This window comes from Lewinella sp. LCG006 (genome assembly GCF_040784935.1).
Lineage (GTDB): Bacteria > Bacteroidota > Bacteroidia > Chitinophagales > Saprospiraceae > Lewinella.
Genome location: NZ_CP160680.1, coordinates 2,354,169 through 2,373,765, shown reverse-complemented (window position 1 = coordinate 2,373,765; position 19,597 = coordinate 2,354,169). Strand labels below are relative to the sequence as shown.

Here is a 19,597-nt window from a genome sequence, read left to right as displayed (position 1 = left end):
AAAGAAAATAGGTTTATTTCCGTCAAACAACTAAGGTATAACATTCTATTTACATTACTTGCTATTCTACAAAGCAAAAGCCGGATTTGCTTGCACAAACCCGGCTTCGCCTTTGGTATCAGTAAGTTATAAAAGCAAAATCTTAGTTGCCACCAGCTGCTTTCATCAAACCACCCAAATCTGGGTTAGGCGTAAGAGCAGTACGACGGTTGCTTTCGCGACCTTCTTTGGTTGCATTATCACCTACAGGCATGGTATCACCATGACCAGCAATAGTAATTTGTGAAGCGTCTACACCCTTACGGATCAAACGGCTAGCAACTGCTTTAGCACGAGCGTAGCTCAGGTCCCAGTTGTCGGTACCAGCATCAGCAGCAAATTTCTTGTTATCAGTGTGTCCTTCTACCAATACTTTGATAGCAGGGTTCGCTTTTAGTTTCTCTGCCATAGCATCGATCGCATTACGCTGATCGCGCGTCAGGTTAGAGGAACTGCTACGGAAGTTTACCGGAGCATCCGTTACGAGGTACAAGCGACCATCGCGCTCTTCCATCGTCAGGCCAGAATCCGTGTAAGCTGCAAACATTCCATTAATTTCATCCTTGATGGCTTTCAATTCTGCTTCTGTCATGTTCAGTTTTTCATTAACCTGAGCAATCTGAGCAGTCATGTCGGTACGAAGGGTATTAAGTTCGCCATTCAAGCGAGCTTTTTCAGCAGCCATTTCGGCAGCCAAGGCATCTTTTTCTTCCCCTAAGGTTTTCACCTGTGACTGGGTTTCTGCAAGTGCCTGATCAGTAGCATTCTTTGCTGCCTGCAATTCATCAAATTTCTTCTTTGATACGCAAGACTGGAAAGAACCGGCTACCATAACGAAGATCAACGCAGTGAATATAAAACGCATGTTCTCTGTAAGTTTGATTTAGAAAATTTTATTGACTCCTTATATTTCGTGTAACGAAAATTATTGATTAGAAGTTTGCTCACAATTATTGTTTGCAAAGCAAAACATAATTTTTGAATAAAACAAAGTTTACCTTATCCAAGTTATCCACAGTGGAGGAAAACTGGTAGAATAACCAGCACAGGGGTGTCATTTTCAGTTTATATCAAAAACTGGGGAAATTGTTTTCGATGATGCAAATATAAGGGCTTATCTAGATATTACATTAGTGCAAAAGGGTTTAAATCGTTATTTTTGCAAAAATTTGCGGTTTTTTAGCCTTTATTCATCAAATAAGTATAAAAGTCGCAACAATGGCAGTTGCCATTGCTTTAATCAGCTACATGGAATACCAAATTATCGAGGAAGGAAAGTTCCGCTATCTGGAAACCAAAGGTGGAGACCAGACCATCATGTTGTTGCACGGACTATTCGGTGCATTGAGTAATTTTTCGGGAATCCTTGACCGTTTCGGCAAGGAATACAATGTGGTGGTTCCAATGCTCCCGATTTTTGAGCTCCCCTTACGCAAAGTTTCACTGGCAGGGTTGGTGGATCACGTCGCCGATTTTGTAGAAATGAAAGGGTTTGACAAGGTTCACCTGTTGGGCAATTCACTGGGTGGCCACGTTTCCTTATTGTATGCACTTGCTCATCCCGAAAAAGTCAGGACCGTCAGCCTTACCGGTAGTTCTGGCCTCTTTGAAAATTCAATGGGAAATTCTTTCCCTCGCCGTGGCGACTATGAATTTATCAAAGTACGAACAGAAGGAACTTTTTACGACCCAAAAGTTGCTACCAAAGAATTGGTCGATGAGGTTTTTGATACCGTCAATGATCGCAACAAAGCCATCAGGGTTATCGCAACGGCTAAATCGGCAGTACGCCATAACCTGAGCGACAAACTGGATCAGATAAAAGTACCTACACTCCTGATTTGGGGAGAAAACGATACTATCACGCCTCCTTTTGTGGGCGAAAAATTCCACGAACTTATTCCTAATTCAACGCTTCATTTTGTTGAAAAATGTGGGCATGCACCAATGATGGAGCACCCGGTAATTTTTAACAATCTTCTGGATAACTTTTTAGCACAACATTAATCAGTATTTCCAGGCACCATGCTCTTGTGAGTGGGTGCATTAGCGGAATGAAGTTATTCCGCCTTTAGCTGATTAACTCCCAAATTTTACCAATATGAAATTTAAAATCCTCGGTATCAGCCTACTGAGCTTAATGATTGCGGCTTGTGGTGCTCCAAAAGTCGTAACGATGGAAGAACCGCTCCTGGAAGAGCGCCAATTAGATACGCTTTACGTGACGGCTCCGCCCATCACCGAAGATGAAAAAGATTATGAGCTCCCAGTTTATAATCAGAGTCACACCAGAACGGTGGACTTGCTGCATACGCAACTGAATCTCTCTTTCGACTGGGAAAAAGAAGAAGTTATAGGCAAGGCAAATTTGGTACTTACCCCCTACTTCTACCCAACCCAAACGGTTGTTCTAGATGCTAAAGGCTTCACTTTCAACAGTATCCAACTTGCTGACGGTACAGCACTGAATTATGAATACGATGACCGTAATGTCGCTATTCAATTGCCAACGGTCTATACCAAAAACGATACGATCCGTCTAGTGATCGACTATATTGCTCAGCCTCGTGCAGATGGAGGGAGCGACGCCATCACTTCCGACAAAGGATTGTTCTTTATTAATCCACGAGGAGAAGAAGGCGATAAACCTCAGCAAATTTGGACCCAGGGAGAAACCGAGAACAACTCGCGCTGGTTTCCTACAGTAGACAAACCCAATGAGCGTTGTACCCAGGAAATGTACCTCACGGTAGAAGACCGCTTCCTGACTTTATCAAACGGTCTGATGCTTTCTTCTACCAAAAACAATGACGGTACTCGCACCGATTATTGGAAAATGGATCAACCACACGCACCTTATTTGTTTATGATTGCTGTGGGTGAATTTGCCAAAATTGAGGATGCTCCTTATAAAGGTAAACCGGTCAATTATTATGTGGAACCAAAATTTGCGGAGCACGCAAAAGCCATTTACCCACATACGCCAGCTATGCTTGGCTTTTTCTCTCAAATCACAGGCGTGGAATACCCATGGTCAAAATATTCTCAGGTCATTGTTCGCGATTATGTCTCTGGGGCCATGGAAAACACCACCGGGGTCATCTTTGGAGACTTTATGCAACGTACTGAACGTGAGCTAATTGATGAGTTGATCAATGACAAAATTGTTGCTCACGAAATGTTCCACCACTGGTTTGGGGATTATGTGACTTGCGAAAGCTGGGCCAACCTCACCCTCAATGAAGGCTTTGCGAATTACAGTGAATACCTTTGGCTGGAACATCAATACGGTCGTGACGAAGCGGATCAGCATCTTTTGGAAGAGTGGGAAGGCTACCTTTCTTCTACCCGTCAGGGTATCCACCCGCTGATTCACTATGGCTACGATGACAAAGAGGACATGTTCGATGCCCATAGCTACAACAAAGGTGGCGCCATTTTGCACATGTTGCGTAAAGCCATTGGTGATGAAGCTTTCTTTGCCGGCTTCCAGCGCTACTTGCAAGACAATGCCTACTCCGCCGTTGAAGTAGACGAACTACGGATGGCTTTTGAAGATGTAACCGGGGAAGATCTCAACTGGTTTTTTGACCAATGGTACCTGAACCAGGGCCAGCCTAGCCTGAGCATTGATTACGGTTATGATGCGGGAACCAAAGAGGCGATTGTAACGGTGAAGCAAACCCAGGATGGCCGCAAGATGCCCCCGGTTTTCCAACTGCTTACTGCCATTGACGTCTACCTTCCTGGCCAGGATAAGCCAATGCGCCACGAGGTGATGATTGATCAGCGCCAACAGGAAATTCGCTTGCCTGCGGCCACTGCTCCGGCTTTAATCGTTTTCGATGCCGAACGGAGTACACTCGCCATTTGGGAAGACAATAAGACCGAAGACCAACTGGCTTATCAATTCCAGCACGCACCTTTATTCTTGGATCGCTACCAGGCTTTGAATGATTTGTCTGACGAATATCCTTCCCTCGAGACCATTCTACAAAAAGCATTGCAGGATCCATTTTATGGCATAAGAGCAATGGCATTGAACCGCTTGCCGGAAGAAATTTCTAATACAACCACGCTTGCCTTGCTCGCACAACTGGCTCAAAACGATGAGCACTCGGAGGTACGCTCCACCGCATTAACGGTGCTGGCACAAGTAGGCCATGACCAAGCGGCTGCGATTGCGGAAAAGGCATTAACTGCACGCCCTTATAATGTGGTAGCGGCCGGTTTATCCAGCCTTTACCAGCTTGATCCAGCGGCAGGTTTAGCTGCTGCTGAAAAGCTGAGTAGCGAAACCAACTCCTTATTAGTAGCCACCATTGGTGGTATTTATGCTGAATCTGGTGATCAAAAATACCTGTCCTTCTTCGACAAAAACCTGGAGAATGTGGATGGTTTTGGTGCAATCAACTTCTTCGAAAGCTACGGTAGTTTTCTTTTGTCTGACGATAAAGGAACCAATATTGAAAAAGCGGTTAAGCGCCTGAAAAGCATTGGTACCAATATGGGACAGTCGCCTTGGGCTAGAATTGCTTCGATCAAGACCCTCAGCGAACTGCAGGATGGATTGGCCGACAACGAAATGGCTTCACAGTGGCTAGGTGCTATCGACCAAGCTATTGAAGCTATCAAAACAGCGGAAACCAACCCTCAGCTAAAAGGAATCTACCAGCAGTTTTAAGCTGATTTGCTTTTTATCCGGCAGAAAAATCAATCGTTCTCCGTAAAAATCCCGAGCATGGTAACGTGTTCGGGATTTTTTTATAAGGCAGAAATAGCCGCAATAAAATCACAACCCTAGTAATAGCGCCTTAAAGGAGCGCTTACCTTTCGGAATTAGGGCACATATTTCTCACGGTCGAGAGCAGGCAGAATTGTATATTTTAAATACATTTATTGCCACAAACATCAACCGCCATTATAGCTTGCCCTGACCTCACTATGGCGGTCCATTTATTCAAAATTCATTGTACTATGAAAGTGCTGAAATTCGGTGGCTCTTCGGTAGCCAAGCCGGAAAGAATTCGTAATATTGTCGACATATTAAAATCATATTACGCTGAAGGAGAACACTTTACAGTTGTTTTCTCGGCTTTCGGCGGCGTTACTGATATGTTGATCCAGATGAGTGAACTTGCCGCAAGTGGCAAGGAAACCTACCAGGATCTTTTTGAAGAATTCAGCGATCGCCATTCCAAAGCGGTAGCGGAATTACTCAGTGAAGCGTACCAAAAAGAAGTCCTGCCTCAATTAGATCGCAACCACGAAGTTCTTAGAAATCTATTACACGGTATTTTTCTGGTACGAGAGGCTTCCCCTCGTACCATGGATTACGTACTTAGCTTTGGAGAAAGAAATGCTGCTTTTATTATTTCTTTCGTTTTGCAGCAAGCAGGTATCAAGAGTGCTTATCTCGATGCGCGAAAAATTATCAAGACGGACAAGAAGTTCAATTCTGCAAAAGTAGACTTTGAATTGACTTACCAAAAAATCCGTGACTATTACGCTGAGCATCCAGAGGTACAAATTGTCACAGGTTTCATTGCATCTGCGAAAGGGGGGCTTACGACAACCCTTGGCCGTGGTGGATCAGATTATACTGCTTCGCTCATTGCGGCAGGCCTTGATGCAAAAGTTATTGAGATTTGGACAGATGTAGATGGCGTACTTACTGCTGACCCCCGGAAAGTAAAAAAGGCGTTTACCATCAAAAACATGACCTACGCCGAGGCGATGGAAATGTCTCACTTTGGTGCTAAGGTGATCTACCCACCTACGCTACAGCCGGCTTTGCATAAGCAAATTCCGCTTTACATAAAGAATACGTTCAACCCTACTTTTAGGGGTACCTATATTTCTAACCAATCGGACCCCGAGGGCGCACCGGTAAAAGGAATTTCTTCGGTAAGCCAGATTGCTTTGCTGACCCTTTCGGGAAGTGGACTCTTTGGGGTGCCAGGTATTGCTGCTCGACTTTTTGGTGCCTTGGCGCAAGCCAGTATCAATGTCATTTTGATCACGCAGGGTTCTAGCGAGCATTCCATTAGTTTTGCGGTTGAGCCACAGGCGGCGCGGAAAGCTAGGCGGCAGGTAGAAGCAGCTTTCCAATATGAGCTGGATCGAAAAATTGTTGATCCGGTCAAAATTGAAGAAGACTTGTCGGTGGTTGCTATCATCGGTGAAAACATGCGATACCGCACCGGTATTTCAGGAAGGCTTTTCCAGGCATTGGGAAAAAATGGCATCAATATTATCGCCATCGCCCAGGGCTCGAGTGAATTAAACATCTCGGTAGTTATTCCTCAGAGTGACGAGACCAAAGCACTTAATGCGCTACACGAAGCCTTCTTCCTCAGCGGTACCCAAGAATTGCACTTATTCATGGTGGGCGTTGGGTTAATCGGTAGCACCCTACTCAAACAGCTCAAAGCTCAAAATGCTTTCTTGAAGGAAAAGCGATCGCTGGAAATAAAAGTGGTGGGTCTTGCCAATACCAAAAAAATGATCTTTGCCAAAGAGGGTATTGATCTTGACAATTGGCAAGCAACTTTAGCCGAAAGCGAAACGACCAGTGACCTGCCTATTTTCATCGCTCGTATGAAAGAGATGAATCTGACCAATAGTATCTTCATCGACAATACCGCGAATGAAAAAATAGCCAGTTATTACGAGTCTATTTTAGAGCATAGCATTTCTATCTCCACACCAAATAAAATAGCCACCTCATCATCCTTTCTCCAGTACCAGCGACTCAAGACCATTGCCAACAAACGTGGTGTTACCTTCCGGTACGAGACAAATGTGGGAGCAGGCCTTCCTGTAATTTCAACACTCAATGACTTGATCGGAAGTGGTGATGAAATTTTACAAATCCAGGGTGTGCTGTCAGGATCGCTTTCGTATATCTTTAATCATTTCACCGGTGACCAGCCCTTCAGTAAAATTGTTGAAGAGGCCAAAGCACTTGGCTATACCGAACCAGACCCTAGGACGGATTTGAGTGGCATGGATGTACGTCGCAAAATTTTAATCCTGGCGCGTGAAGCGGGGTGGCCTCTTGAACAGGAAGATGTGAAGGTTAATTCTATTTTGCCTCCTGCTGTCGAAGCTGCTCCAAGTGTGGATGAATTCTTTACCGAGCTGGCTGCGAATAATGATTATTTTGAAAACTTACGCGCAACAGCCGAAGCAGATGGCAAGGTACTCAGAATGATCGCCAGCCTTGACGAATCGGGTAAAGCTCGTATTGCACTGGAAGCCGTAGGAACCGACAGCCCTTTCTACTTCTTAAGTGGCAGTGACAATATGATTGTTTTTGTAACTGCTCGCTACCAAGATCGCCCCTTAGTAGTAAGAGGTCCCGGAGCAGGAGCAGAGGTAACAGCAGCAGGTGTTTTCGCAGAAATAATTTCTATTGGTAAATTTCTATTTTAGAAGTAAAACTCTCAAAAAAAGAAGTAAAACTTTAAAATGAATTTTAATAACGAAATACGGGTTTTTGCTCCTGCGACTGTTGCAAATGTGGCTGTGGGTTTTGACATTCTTGGTTTTGCTATTTACGGCCCTGGAGACGAGGTAGTGGTAAGGAAACGAGAACAAGCAGGATTGGTAATCTCCCAAATAACCGGAACAGGTAAAAAAACACTACCTCTTGACCCAATAAGGAATACGGCAGGCTACGGAGCACTTCAGCTCCTCGCTCATTTGGGGATGGAGGAAGTGGGCATAGAAATGGAAATCCATAAAAAAATGCCTTTTGGCAGTGGGTTGGGATCTAGTGCGGCCAGTGCAGCAGCCGGCGTATTTGCGGTCAACGAATTACTTGGCCAGCCATTGAGTAAAAAGGAGCTTCTTCCTTTTGCCGTTGCAGGAGAACAAATTGCAGATGGTGCTTACCACGCAGACAACGTTGGCCCTTCCCTACTCGGAGGTATCCTTTTCATTCGTGACAACCATAGCCTGGATGTTCACCAGCTCCCCGTTCCGGAAGATTTGTACGCAGCGGTAGTTTATCCTTACGTTGAGGTACTGACCAAAGATGCCAGAGATGTACTTAGCGACCAAGTCAGCCTCCTTCAGCACATCGAGCAGAATGGTAATTTAGGTGGATTGATTACCGGGCTTTACGAAAGTGATTATGCTTTAATTGGTCGGTCATTACAGGATGTTATTATCGAACCTCAGCGTGCACGATTGATCCCGGCATTCCACGAAGTAAAACAGGCAGCATTGGACAAGGGGGCATTGGGTAGTAGTATATCAGGTGCAGGTCCAAGTGTGTTTGCCCTCTGTAAGGGTAAAGAAACGGCTGCCACCGTGGCTAAAGCTATGCAAGGAGTATTTCAAAATCACAACATCAAAGCAAATGCGTACCCCTCCCCCATTAATAAGGAAGGAGCTATTCGTATTTAGGACACACTCAAAAAAGACTTATGCAATTATACAGCACAAAAAACCGGGACATTCAAGTTGATTTAAAACAAGCAGTTTTCCAAGGACTCCCTGAAGACAATGGCTTGTTTATGCCAAACGATATTCCTCGTTTGCCAGAACACCTACTGAAAAACTTACCTGATTATAGCTTTACAGAGATTGGATTCCAAATTTGCAAGGCACTATTTCAAGGCAGTATTCCTGACGCAGACCTGCGACACATCGTTGAAGAAGCCATCAACTTCCCTGCACCGCTCGTAAGACTGGATGACCAGAAAGCTATTTTAGAATTATTTCACGGCCCTTCTCTAGCCTTCAAAGATTTTGGCGCGCGCTTTATGGCTCAATTGATGAGTTATTTCAATCGCAACGAAGACCAAGAACTGACCATTTTGGTTGCCACTTCCGGAGATACAGGAGGAGCTGTAGCAGCAGGTTTTCATAAAACGCCCGGCATACGAGTGGTTATCCTCTACCCTAGTGGAAAAGTAAGTGCGCTCCAGGAAAAGCAACTTACCACCCTTGGACACAACATTACGGCTTTAGAGGTTGACGGAACCTTTGATGATTGCCAAGCCCTGGTTAAGCAAGCATTCCTTGACCACGAATTAAGAAGTAGCATTAGGATCAGCTCTGCCAATTCTATCAATATTTCCAGGCTGGTCCCTCAGTCTTTTTATTACTTTGAAGCCTACAAACAGCTAGCATCTCCCAAGGAAGATGTAGTTTTTTGTATCCCCTCTGGTAATTTTGGCAACCTTACTGCTGGGTTGCTTGCTTATAAAATGGGACTTCCTGTTCACCAGTTTATTGCCGCGACTAATAAAAACGACGTTGTCCCGGAATATCTTGAGGCAGGCAATTACCAGCCGCGCCCATCTGTCCGAACATTATCCAATGCTATGGACGTGGGTAATCCAAGTAATTTTTCCAGGATGATAGACATCTTTGCCACTGCTAAAGGGAAAGGAATCCCATCCAATCAGGGCATTTGGAAAGACATGAACAAGCTGATTTCCGGCTTTTCCTTTGATGATCAAACAACAGAAGAAGCAGTCAAACACATATTTGAGACCTACAATTACCTCATCGACCCCCATGGTGCAGTAGGTTATTTAGCACTCGATGCCTACCAAAAACGCTTCCCTAATACCAAAGGTATTATTTTGGAAACCGCTCATCCTGCTAAATTCAAAGAAGATATGGACCGTATCATTGGTAAAGAAATCCCTGTTCCAGAAAGATTACTCGAGCTTAGCAGCAGAAAAAAAGAAGCTACCGCAATGTCTATCGACTACCCTAACTTTAGAACATGGCTATTCGACAACCTATAATCAGGTTACAAAACCACCTTGAAAGCCCTACTTAGAACAGCCCTAAGCAGGGCTTTTTTAATGTTCCACGTGGAACATCACCATAAGAAAAGCTACTTTTCTTTAAACCAAAGCGTCTAAAATTCACTTCTATTTGAGTGTATTTGATAGCAATGTTCCACGTGGAACACTACTGTCAACAAGCTAGTAACTACCTTTATGCACGCATAAAAAACGCTATAATGAAAGCAAGACTTCTACTTTTCTTATTCACGGTGTGCCTCCTTGGGCACAACCTAAGCGCCCAAGACAAGCGCTACAACCAGAGCAAATTCAAGCAACTCTACCAAGAACTCGCCACACCAAATGTCTACAGAACTGCCTCTGGAGCACCTGGACATAAGTACTGGCAACAGCAAGCGGACTATGTTATGAACATCCGCTTGGAAGATGAAACACAAAGAGTATATGGTGAAGAGACCATTACTTATACCAACAACTCGCCCGATGCACTCTCCTACTTGTGGGTACAGTTGGATCAAAACATGCGTGCGAAGGATTCAGATACCTACAAAACACGCACCAATAATATTGACGATCGTATGAGTTTGCGCGAACTCCAAAGCCTTGAACCCACTTTTGATGGAGGATTCAAACTGGAATATGTTCGTGATGGTGAGAACAAAAACCTTTCCTACACGGTCGTAAAAACCATGATGCGGGTAGATTTAGCCGCTCCATTAGCACCCGGCGCCAAGGCGGTATTAAAGATAAAATGGTGGTACAACATCAACAACCGCATGACCATGGGTGGCCGTTCGGGGTATGAGTATTTCGAAGAAGATGAAAACTACCTCTACACAATCGCTCAATTCTTCCCCCGCATGGCGGTCTATAGTGATAATGAGGGATGGCAAAACAAGCAATTTTTAGGATCAGGTGAATTCACACTACCCTTCGGCAATTACGATGTAAAGATTACCGTGCCCTCCGATCACAAAGTAGCAGCGACAGGTGTACTGCAAAATGCAAAAGAAGTACTCACCAAAGCAGAGCAAGATCGCTTTGCCCAGGCAAGAAAAGAAAGAACGACTCCCGTTATCATTGTCACCGAAGAAGAAGCCATTGAGAACGAAAAAGAAAAAGCAACAACCAGTAGCACCTGGCATTTTAAAGCAGAGAATGTACGCGACTTTGCGTTTGCATCTTCACGCAAGTTTATCTGGGATGCCATGGGTGTAGAGCAAGAAGACGGATCAGTGGTGATGGCCATGTCTATGTATCCAAAAGAAGGCAACCCTCTATGGGAGCGCTACTCTACCAAGGTTGTAGCCCATACCCTCAAGTGGTACAGCCACTATACGTTTGCCTATCCTTATCCAGTAGCCTGGTCTATTCACGCCGCTAGTATAGGAATGGAATACCCTATGATCTGTTTCAATTTCGGACGCCCGGAAAAAGATGGCACCTATTCAGAAAGGGTCAAGTATGGTATGATCGGCGTAATCATTCACGAAGTAGGACATAACTACTTCCCAATGATCGTGAATTCAGATGAGCGGCAATGGACCTGGATGGACGAAGGCCTCAATTCTTTTTTACAATACCTCACCGAACAACAATGGGAAAGAGACTACCCTAGCCGTCGTGGTCCGGCAGCAAACATCGTCCCTTACATGGCTGGTGACAAAGAAGGCATTTCTCCGATCATGACCAACTCGGAGTCTATCCTTCAGTTTGGTAATAATGCTTACGGCAAACCAGCAACAGCATTAAATATTCTGCGGGAAACCATCATGGGGCGTGAGCTGTTTGATTACGCCTTCAAAGAATATGCTCGCCGCTGGAAATTCAAACACCCCTCTCCTGATGACTTTTTCCGTACGATGGAAGACGCTTCAGCCGTAGACCTCGATTGGTTCTGGCGTGGATGGTTTTTCACTACCGACAATGTAGATATCGCACTGACCGATGTAAAGTGGTTCCAGATCAATACCCAGAATCCGGATATTGAAAATACGTTAGCTAAGCAACAAGAGGCTGCTGGCCCTCGCCGTATTGGAAGCATCCGCAATGAAAAGGAAATTGCCAAAACACAAGATGAGATCGACACGAGTTTGCGCGACTTTTATACCGACTATGACCCACTAGCCGTAAGCGTGCTGGATAAAGAAGACTACGAAAAATTCTATGCTTCTCTATCAGAAGAAGAAAAAGCGGTCTTGGGCGACGGTCGTAATTATTACGAAATGACCTTTAAAAATGAAGGTGGCTTGATTATGCCCATTATCATCCAATTACAATTTGCAGATGGCACCATGGAAGACCACTACATCCCTGCTGAAATATGGAGAAGAAACAACGATCAAGTAACTAAAGTTTTAGTTACAGAAAAAGAAGTCAGTTCTATCGTTATTGACCCTTACCTCGAAACTGCAGATACCGATCGTACCGACAATTACTTCCCTCCCCGCCAGGAAATGAATCGCTTCGAATTGTACCGGAGCAACCGCCGCGGTGGCAGCCAGGAAAACCCGATGCAAAGAGACCAGCGCGCGAAAGCAGCAGCAGGATCTAACTAACACAGCGACTAAAGATCGAATCCCCCTTTTATCGCCCTACGACTTCGCGTCGTGGGGCGATCCTTTTTTTAGATAATTCCTACGAGTACGGTACGCTTGCAGATAACCTCTCTTAGTAGCCTCATCCAGATAAGATTGCTCCACCAATTGCGCTACCTGCTCTTGTCGCTCAACAAATGCTAGTAATAATTTCGCCACCCGCTTGGGCCGCATTTCCCAACGATTACCCAGTTCTACAAAATCAGCATAACCAGCATGTCCTTGCTTTTGCCAAGCCTCGGATTTGAAACCATCTTCAAATAAGCCCTTGCTCAGTGCAAAATCAGCATCATCCACGTGGATGCGGGTATTGAGTAAATCATACGCCGGACTCAGCAAGTAATCGCCTTGGGGTGTTTCCAAAACCGAGAAGTTTTTCAGATGAGCATCTCCATTGGAAAACAAATAATTAAAGACCACTAATTGGAATAGCTTTTCTATTTCTACTCGCCATGCAGGGAGGAATTGTGGCAACAGTTTCCCTAACGCTTCATAGCTGTAGTCGTACTTAAAATTGGCCCCACCATTCTCGCTGGTCCTTCCTGCCAAAGAAGCAAAATCCTCACTTCCCCACTTGTGGCCATTTTGCCCCAAGTCAAACCGGCGAGTAAGGTAAGCTGGTGTTCCATCCGCAAAAAAAACCAACCCATTGGCTGCGGTATTTATACCATAGACCTGTTCGGCAAGCTGCATGGTAAGGTGTTCGTTCATTGGAGCCTGCTGAACTTTTTTAAGATCTCGTGGAACGGGTTTCAGTATATAGGCACCATGCTCCTCTTCCCTGGCCAGGCGCAATTCACTCCCTTCCAACACCATACTCAGTTTTTCTTGAACACCAGAAACCGATAGGTGCTTTCTATTTTCCACAAAAGCAGCAGCAGTCTCTTCGCTCAGTTGAGGAGGAGAAAAAGGTAAAACAGGGTTTACTTTTTTGCCATCAAAAAGTTTTCGCAATGCCACAGGACTATACCCTTGGAATCCTTTTGCCAAGGTGCTCGGACAATTTTTTAGTACTTCCATATCATTCCTCTTCTACGCTTCGAATCGTAATGGCTCCGATTGTGTCATAACCAGCCGTGGCCAACAACAACCCAAAATGATCATCTTCATCTATTTGCAATTGCCTACTTTGAAGTTTACGATTTACCCCTTCGCTGAGCATATTAAAAAAGAAAGGAAAAAGGATCTCACTCTCGTACGCCTCTTCCCGCTTAGGCAATCGTAAACTAACCGCTGACTTTGTAGGGTCATTTACCCAAGCTGGCGTATAAATAAAATGATAGCGCCCACGGGCTTTTTCGGTAAGTGTCCCCAGGTGTTCTCCGTTGCGGTAGACTTCTCCTTTTCTCATTTTACTTTAGTTGCCTTATTTGCAAATGTATTTCCAGGCCCAGTACTTTAAGAATACGTTCCAGGATATCAAGTGTTGGATTATTTTGGCCCCGCTCCAGTTTATACAGTGTATTCACACTGACATCAGCCAACTCTGCCAAGTCGGGTTGCCTAAGCCCCAGGAGCTTTCTTCTCTCCTTTATTTGTTCTCCTATTTCTTTAACTAACACTATAGTGTGATTTTCATCTAATTTAAGCGGGTTTTTCGAATAAAACAATACAATTCACATTATAATGTGATTATTTAAGATAAAAGTGCTAAAATCTAACCCTACTGTATTAAAATCACACTATACTACTATTTTAATCCAAAGCTAAACAGCATCCTATAGTTCAAATATCACACTATACGATGATATTAATCCCAAAGACTACTATTCATTAAAAAACCATAAACATATTTACCTATAGGATTGTCTCTATCTTTGGAATTGAAAAACCACTACTATGGACTATAAGAATCCGAAGCTCATTATTGAAAGTAGCCAACTTACACCTGGGAAGGTACGCTGGCGTAGCCCAAGCAATATTGCATTGATCAAATATTGGGGAAAATACGGGGAACAGCTTCCTCGCAATCCATCCATTAGTTTGACACTTTCCCAAGCAGCAACGGATACTACCTTAAGTTATAGTGCTAAGCAAAGCGAAAAAGAAATAGATCTCGATTTCTATTTTGCCGGAGAATCACGGCCTGATTTTGCGCTGCGAGTGGAAAAATACCTCAAGTCATTGCTGCCCGTTTTTCCCTTTCTCGGGCAACTGCATTTACGCATTGACACCAACAATAGTTTCCCTCACTCGGCAGGTATTGCCTCTTCGGCTTCGGCAATGAGTGCCATTGCATTGGTCTTGTGCAGTATAGAGCAGCGTTTTTTTGAAACCCTCTCCAATGCGGAAGTCTTTTACCAAAAAGCATCTTACCTCGCACGATTGGGTTCGGGTAGTGCTTGTCGTTCTGTTTATCCGCACGTAGCGGTATGGGGAGAAGTCGGAGAAATTCCTCGAGCCTCCAACCTGTATGCGATTCCATACGCAGATCAAGTTCACGATATTTTCCAAACCTACCACGACGATATACTTATCATTAGTAAATCAGAGAAAAGTGTAAGCAGTGGTGCTGGCCACAACCTGATGGAAGGCAACCTTTATGCTGATAATCGCTACTTGCAGGCGCGTCAGCGAATGGATAAATTAACCGCAGCGATGCGAGCAGGTGATTTGGAAACATTTGGAAAAATCACCGAAGCGGAGGCACTGACCCTACACGCACTGATGATGACCTCCAATCCTCCTTACCTTCTTATGGAACCCAATAGCATTGCCGCCATCCGCAAGGTACAAGCTTACCGCACGGAAACGGGGCATCCTTTGTATTTCACCCTTGACGCCGGGCCTAATTTGCATTTGCTCTATCCCGATAATATTGCGAACGAAGTCAAAACCTTTATCCGTAGCGAGCTCACCCCACTTTGCCAGGATGGCATTTATATTGCTGATCGGTGTGGAGCCGGGCCGGAGGAGTTGGAGGCTGATTTAAGTCTAAGCTAAACCAACTCTTCCTAATTCCCTACTAAATCTTATCTTTGCAACTTAATCCTAATAAAAAGAACCCGCTCGAAGGCCATCTTCCGGCGGTTCCAAAAAGTGCGTCTTATGGATTTATTTGAAAAGATTAAATCAAATCCGGGCCCCCTCGGTAAATACTCTGATTTCGCTCACGGCTACTATACCTTTCCAAAACTGGAAGGCCCACTGTCTAGCCGAATGAAATTCCAGGGCAAGGAAGTCATTGTCTGGAGTGTCAACAATTACCTTGGCTTGGGCAACCACCCCGAAGTTCGTAAGGCCGATGCCGATGCGGCCAAGGAATGGGGAATGGCTTACCCTATGGGTAGTCGGATGATGTCGGGGGAAACCAAATACCACGAAGAGCTGGAGCAGAAGCTTGCCAGCCATGTACAAAAAGAAGAAGGTCTTCTCCTTAACTTCGGTTACCAAGGAATCATGTCGATCATTGACGCACTGCTCACCCGCCGGGATGTAGTCGTATATGACAAAGATGACCATGCCTGTATCTACGACGGCGTGCGGATGCACATCGGTCCACGTTTTGCTTTTGAGCACAATGATATTGAAAGCTTTAAAAAGCAAATGGAAAAAGCTACCGCCAAAGCGGCGGAAACAGGTGGTGGAATTCTGGTGATTACCGAAGGTGTATTCGGTATGCGTGGTGAGCAAGGTATCCTTAAGGAAATCGTAGCTACCCGCGACCAGTTTGAATTCCGTCTACTGGTAGATGATGCCCACGGCTATGGCACGCTCGGTGCTACTGGTGCCGGTGCTGGTGAAGAGCAAGGTGTACAGGATCAAATCGATGTGTACTTCAGTACTTTTGCCAAATCTATGGCTGGTATTGGTGCTTTTGCAGCAGGTGATGCTTACATCATGAATTACCTCCGCTACAACCTACGCTCTCAGATTTATGCCAAATCATTACCGATGCCTATGGTTATCGGCGCATTGAAGCGCTACGAATTGTTGCGTTCTATGCCTGAGCTACGGGAGAAATTGTGGGCCAATGTCCATAAGTTACAAAATGGATTGACAGATGCAGGTTTCGAGATTGGTAATACAGGAGCTTGTGTTACACCGGTTTATATGCAAGGTAGTGTTGGTGAAGCACTTGCGCTGGTAAGTGACCTGCGCGAAAACTTTAGCATTTTCTGCTCTATCGTCGTATATCCGGTTATTCCGAAAGGACAAATGATTCTTCGTTTGATTCCTACGGCATACCATACCGATGAAGATATCCACCTCACGCTGGAAGCATTTAAAGCTATCCGTAGTAAACTGAAAGAAGGCGTTTATGCCCAGGAAGGTGCACTAATTACCGAAGATTAATTTCAGTTTTCTGAAAATAAAAAACGGTCTGCAGCTTGAATGTTGCAGACCGTTTTTTTTTGTAGTGCTATTGTTTTTCTAATTCAGAAAACTGAACCACTTCATATTCAGGACTGGCCTCGAATTGCTCTTTGAGAATAGCAATATGCCCAGCGCCAAAAAGTACTAGCACCCGGTCGTCGGGCCCTGCACCTATTTCTTGTATCCGTCGAAAAATACGCAAGTTGCGACTGTACCAATACAGTGCCAGTGCATCAGCTCCACGAAAATCGTCCAACCTGAAATCTCCAATTAGATAAGCACCGTGCATTCTTTTAATTACCTCTTCGGAATTCAGGTATTTAAAATATGCCAGCAAAGGAAAATCTACAGAATACTTTGTCATTTGTTCGTACCAGCGGGTATACAATGCATCCATAGGATCATCGCTTTGCCAATCATAATCGGCAAATATTTCAGATAAGTATTTATTCATTACCGTAGAATCCTTCGACTGTTCCATATCGTACGTCAGACCAGCAGCATCACATCCATAGAGCGTATCCAGCTTGAAGCGATCCATCAATCGAAAAGCCAATTGATCAATCTCCTGGGCACGCAGTGTTTCTTTTCCTTGTTGCCAATCCTCGTAGCGGCGCAAAAGGTAGCCAGAATTATGGCCTCCTTCTACCACAATTTTTGTTGGGCGAAACCGGGCAAGATAATCCACCAACTCCATTACTTCCTTTTGCTTCTCAGGGGAAAGAATATCCACCTGGTCTTCCTTAGCGGTTTTGTGTGCATCCAGATTGGGATAACCAAAGTGAAAAGTGCCTACCAATAGTACTTCCGTAGCTGGCTTTTCACTTCTGAGGATAAAATCAGGAGGAAGTGCTTCCGTTTCCTGTGCAAACAGAGAGGAGCAAGAAAACAAGTACATCAGGCTCGAGATAATAATTACTGAATTTTTCATCGGTATTCATTTTTTGATTTGATTCAAAATTATTCCTGCCAAGCTTCTAGCGCAAAAGCAATAGGTGAGTTGCACAAATCACTCGGTGAAATAGCAATCTTTGCACGCTCAGCATTCACCGATTAATGTCCTCCATTCACCGATTATTCCCTTGACAAGCACTAGAGATATGCTATTTTTAGGTAATGAAAAAACAGCTTCTAACGCTTTTCCTTTGGACCGCACTCTTTTATTTCGTTTTCAGTCCACTCCGAAACTGGGGCGAAACAGGAGATTTCACCCAGATATACGATTGGTTATTTGACCAACAAAAATTCCTACTCTTCACTACCAGCCTCATGGCTTTTATGGGTTATTCCTTGGGGGCTTACCTTACGTTTTTCTACACCTATCCCCGCAAAAAATACCTGCTAGGTACTTTGCTACTTTTACTATGTATTCCCTTGGCCATTGCCTTTCGTTATATTCTTCAGGAAATTATCATGGATGCCGTTTTTGGTTTCACCAATTATACAGAAGGCTACCTTTTGTGGGATTACTTTTTCGACAATTTGTACTATGCTTTTGTCTTTACCAGCTTTGGTGTGATTGTTTATTTTTTAAGGTATACGCGCTATAAAGAACAACAGCAACACGAATTTGAAATTGAAAATCAAAAGACACAACTGGCATTATTAAAATCACAGCTTAACCCTCATTTTCTATTTAACGCACTTAACAACATTTATGCTTTAGTTTACGAAAAGAGTGAAGCATCACTAGGAGCATTGGAAAAATTATCTCGCTTGTTGCGCTATAGTTTGTACGAAAAATCAGAATTGGTTTCGCTGGAGAAAGAATGGCATTTTATTGAAAATTACATAGAACTCGAACAGCTACGTTTACCTTTTAAACCCGCTATTTTACTGGAAGTACCGACTAATTTACCGGCTATAAAAATCCCTCCTTTCTCACTGATCACTTTCGTTGAAAATGCTTTCAAACACGGAGAACTCCAGAACATCACCCATCCGCTCAGGATAAAAATGAAGCTCGAAAAAGATAAATTTATTTTTAGTATTGAAAACAGCATCAATCATAATAAAAAAGATCCCACTGGAGGAATAGGTCTTACAAACCTACAACGAAGATTAGCCATTTTTTATCAAAACGAACATGAATTAACCATCCATAAAAAAGACAATTTATTTTCCGTAACATTTAAAATTCCGCTATCAAGATGTTGAATTGTATGATTATCGATGATGAACCACTGGCGGTAAGATTGCTTGGAGATTACGTAGCCAAAACGGAAGGGCTTACACTCTCTGGCCAGTTTACCAATCCTATTGAAGGACTACAATCATTGGCAAGCACCAAGGTTGATCTACTTTTTCTCGACATCCAGATGCCCGAACTGACGGGGATTCAATTTGCCAAAATCATCAAGGGCAAATACCCAGTGATTTTCACAACAGCCTACGAAGAATACGCCTTGCAGGGATATGATTTGGATGTGGTTGACTACCTATTGAAACCAATTTCACTGGAACGTTTTCAGCAGGCAATAGCTAAAGCACAACAACGCACCCAACCAGCGCACAATAATAATGCAGCAGTAGCATCGCCCGCTACCAATCATATCTTCGTCAAAAGTGGTTATCAAACACAAAGAATAGCTTACGATGATATTCTTTACCTCGAAGGTTTGAGTGATTATGTCAGAATACAAACCCGCCAGGGAGCGATACTCACCCTGGAAAACATGAAAGACCTGGTGAACGTACTGCCCGAACAGCTATTTATGCGCGTACACCGTTCGTACATCGTTGCCCTGGATAAGATCAACTACATAGAAAACAATCGAATCGTTATTGACGAAAAGCATATTCCAATCAGTGCGTCCTACCAAGAGCAATTCTGGAACTTTGTAGGAAAAGAGCGGTAAAAAGAAGAAAATT

15 protein-coding genes are annotated in these 19,597 nt (G+C 44.0%); 10 read left to right on the top strand and 5 right to left on the bottom strand.

Annotated elements, in window-relative coordinates:
- Positions 1–142 precede the first annotated feature (142 nt).
- Positions 143–904, bottom strand: a complete 762-nt coding sequence (locus tag AB0L18_RS08190) for an OmpA family protein (RefSeq protein WP_367392102.1) — start codon at positions 902–904, stop codon at positions 143–145.
- Between the two features lie 353 nt (positions 905–1,257).
- Here AB0L18_RS08190 and AB0L18_RS08185 point away from each other — a divergent pair, with 353 nt between their 5' ends.
- From AB0L18_RS08185 to AB0L18_RS08160, 6 genes are all read left to right on the top strand, one after another.
- Complete coding sequence (locus AB0L18_RS08185) at positions 1,258–2,046, top strand: alpha/beta fold hydrolase (protein WP_367392101.1); 789 nt, start codon at positions 1,258–1,260, stop codon at positions 2,044–2,046.
- Positions 2,047–2,140: 94 nt separating this feature from the next.
- Entirely contained in the window at positions 2,141–4,723 is a 2,583-nt protein-coding gene (locus AB0L18_RS08180; RefSeq protein WP_367392100.1) for a M1 family metallopeptidase, read from the top strand.
- A 293-nt stretch (positions 4,724–5,016) separates the two neighbouring features.
- Positions 5,017–7,476, top strand: coding sequence for a bifunctional aspartate kinase/homoserine dehydrogenase I (thrA, locus tag AB0L18_RS08175; protein WP_367392099.1), 2,460 nt, complete (start codon positions 5,017–5,019; stop codon positions 7,474–7,476).
- Positions 7,477–7,512: 36 nt separating this feature from the next.
- On the top strand, positions 7,513–8,454 hold the full coding sequence (locus tag AB0L18_RS08170; RefSeq protein ID WP_367392098.1) for a homoserine kinase: 942 nt from the start codon (positions 7,513–7,515) through the stop codon (positions 8,452–8,454).
- A 20-nt stretch (positions 8,455–8,474) separates the two neighbouring features.
- Positions 8,475–9,809, top strand: coding sequence for a threonine synthase (thrC, locus tag AB0L18_RS08165; protein WP_367392097.1), 1,335 nt, complete (start codon positions 8,475–8,477; stop codon positions 9,807–9,809).
- Positions 9,810–10,030: 221 nt separating this feature from the next.
- A complete protein-coding gene (locus AB0L18_RS08160) occupies positions 10,031–12,370 on the top strand; it encodes a M1 family metallopeptidase (protein ID WP_367392096.1) in 2,340 nt (779 codons plus the stop codon).
- Between the two features lie 36 nt (positions 12,371–12,406).
- On the opposite strand, the gene AB0L18_RS08155 is transcribed toward AB0L18_RS08160, so the two are convergent.
- From AB0L18_RS08155 to AB0L18_RS08145, 3 genes are read right to left on the bottom strand one after another with little or no spacing between them, the layout of a single operon-like run.
- Entirely contained in the window at positions 12,407–13,399 is a 993-nt protein-coding gene (locus tag AB0L18_RS08155) for a type II toxin-antitoxin system HipA family toxin (RefSeq protein ID WP_367392095.1), read from the bottom strand.
- Positions 13,400–13,430: 31 nt separating this feature from the next.
- Complete coding sequence (locus AB0L18_RS08150; RefSeq protein WP_367392094.1) at positions 13,431–13,760, bottom strand: HipA N-terminal domain-containing protein; 330 nt, start codon at positions 13,758–13,760, stop codon at positions 13,431–13,433.
- Between the two features lies 1 nt (position 13,761).
- On the bottom strand, positions 13,762–13,971 hold the full coding sequence (locus tag AB0L18_RS08145; RefSeq protein ID WP_367392093.1) for a helix-turn-helix domain-containing protein: 210 nt from the start codon (positions 13,969–13,971) through the stop codon (positions 13,762–13,764).
- A gap of 277 nt (positions 13,972–14,248) precedes the next feature.
- On the opposite strand from AB0L18_RS08145, the gene AB0L18_RS08140 reads away from it, so the two are divergent.
- Together AB0L18_RS08140 and AB0L18_RS08135 are read left to right on the top strand one after the other, a co-directional pair.
- Positions 14,249–15,352 carry a diphosphomevalonate/mevalonate 3,5-bisphosphate decarboxylase family protein gene (locus tag AB0L18_RS08140; RefSeq protein WP_367392092.1) on the top strand — a complete coding sequence of 368 codons (1,104 nt, stop codon included), beginning with the start codon at positions 14,249–14,251 and terminating at the stop codon, positions 15,350–15,352.
- Between the two features lie 105 nt (positions 15,353–15,457).
- Positions 15,458–16,705: an aminotransferase class I/II-fold pyridoxal phosphate-dependent enzyme gene (locus tag AB0L18_RS08135; protein WP_367392091.1), complete on the top strand. Its 1,248-nt coding sequence runs from the start codon at positions 15,458–15,460 to the stop codon at positions 16,703–16,705.
- 67 nt (positions 16,706–16,772) lie between these two features.
- Here AB0L18_RS08135 and AB0L18_RS08130 read toward each other — a convergent pair whose 3' ends face one another.
- Positions 16,773–17,657: a DUF5694 domain-containing protein gene (locus AB0L18_RS08130; RefSeq protein ID WP_367392090.1), complete on the bottom strand. Its 885-nt coding sequence runs from the start codon at positions 17,655–17,657 to the stop codon at positions 16,773–16,775.
- A gap of 419 nt (positions 17,658–18,076) precedes the next feature.
- Between AB0L18_RS08130 and AB0L18_RS08125 the strand changes: the two genes are divergently transcribed.
- Positions 18,077–18,883, top strand: a complete 807-nt coding sequence (locus AB0L18_RS08125; protein WP_367392089.1) for a sensor histidine kinase — start codon at positions 18,077–18,079, stop codon at positions 18,881–18,883.
- Positions 18,877–19,584, top strand: coding sequence for a LytR/AlgR family response regulator transcription factor (locus AB0L18_RS08120; protein ID WP_367392088.1), 708 nt, complete (start codon positions 18,877–18,879; stop codon positions 19,582–19,584). The genes AB0L18_RS08125 and AB0L18_RS08120 overlap by 7 nt, the downstream gene beginning before the upstream one ends.
- Positions 19,585–19,597 lie beyond the last annotated feature (13 nt).

Coding starts and splice junctions, on each gene's coding strand:
- AB0L18_RS08170 (WP_367392098.1), top strand. CDS start 7,513: ATGAATTTTAATAACGAAATACGGGTTTTTGCTCCTGCGACTGTTGCA.
- thrC (WP_367392097.1), top strand. CDS start 8,475: ATGCAATTATACAGCACAAAAAACCGGGACATTCAAGTTGATTTAAAA.
- AB0L18_RS08150 (WP_367392094.1), bottom strand. CDS start 13,760: ATGAGAAAAGGAGAAGTCTACCGCAACGGAGAACACCTGGGGACACTT.
- thrA (WP_367392099.1), top strand. CDS start 5,017: ATGAAAGTGCTGAAATTCGGTGGCTCTTCGGTAGCCAAGCCGGAAAGA.
- AB0L18_RS08185 (WP_367392101.1), top strand. CDS start 1,258: ATGGCAGTTGCCATTGCTTTAATCAGCTACATGGAATACCAAATTATC.
- AB0L18_RS08190 (WP_367392102.1), bottom strand. CDS start 904: ATGCGTTTTATATTCACTGCGTTGATCTTCGTTATGGTAGCCGGTTCT.
- AB0L18_RS08140 (WP_367392092.1), top strand. CDS start 14,249: ATGGACTATAAGAATCCGAAGCTCATTATTGAAAGTAGCCAACTTACA.
- AB0L18_RS08120 (WP_367392088.1), top strand. CDS start 18,877: ATGTTGAATTGTATGATTATCGATGATGAACCACTGGCGGTAAGATTG.
- AB0L18_RS08180 (WP_367392100.1), top strand. CDS start 2,141: ATGAAATTTAAAATCCTCGGTATCAGCCTACTGAGCTTAATGATTGCG.
- AB0L18_RS08160 (WP_367392096.1), top strand. CDS start 10,031: ATGAAAGCAAGACTTCTACTTTTCTTATTCACGGTGTGCCTCCTTGGG.
- AB0L18_RS08130 (WP_367392090.1), bottom strand. CDS start 17,657: ATGAAAAATTCAGTAATTATTATCTCGAGCCTGATGTACTTGTTTTCT.
- AB0L18_RS08135 (WP_367392091.1), top strand. CDS start 15,458: ATGGATTTATTTGAAAAGATTAAATCAAATCCGGGCCCCCTCGGTAAA.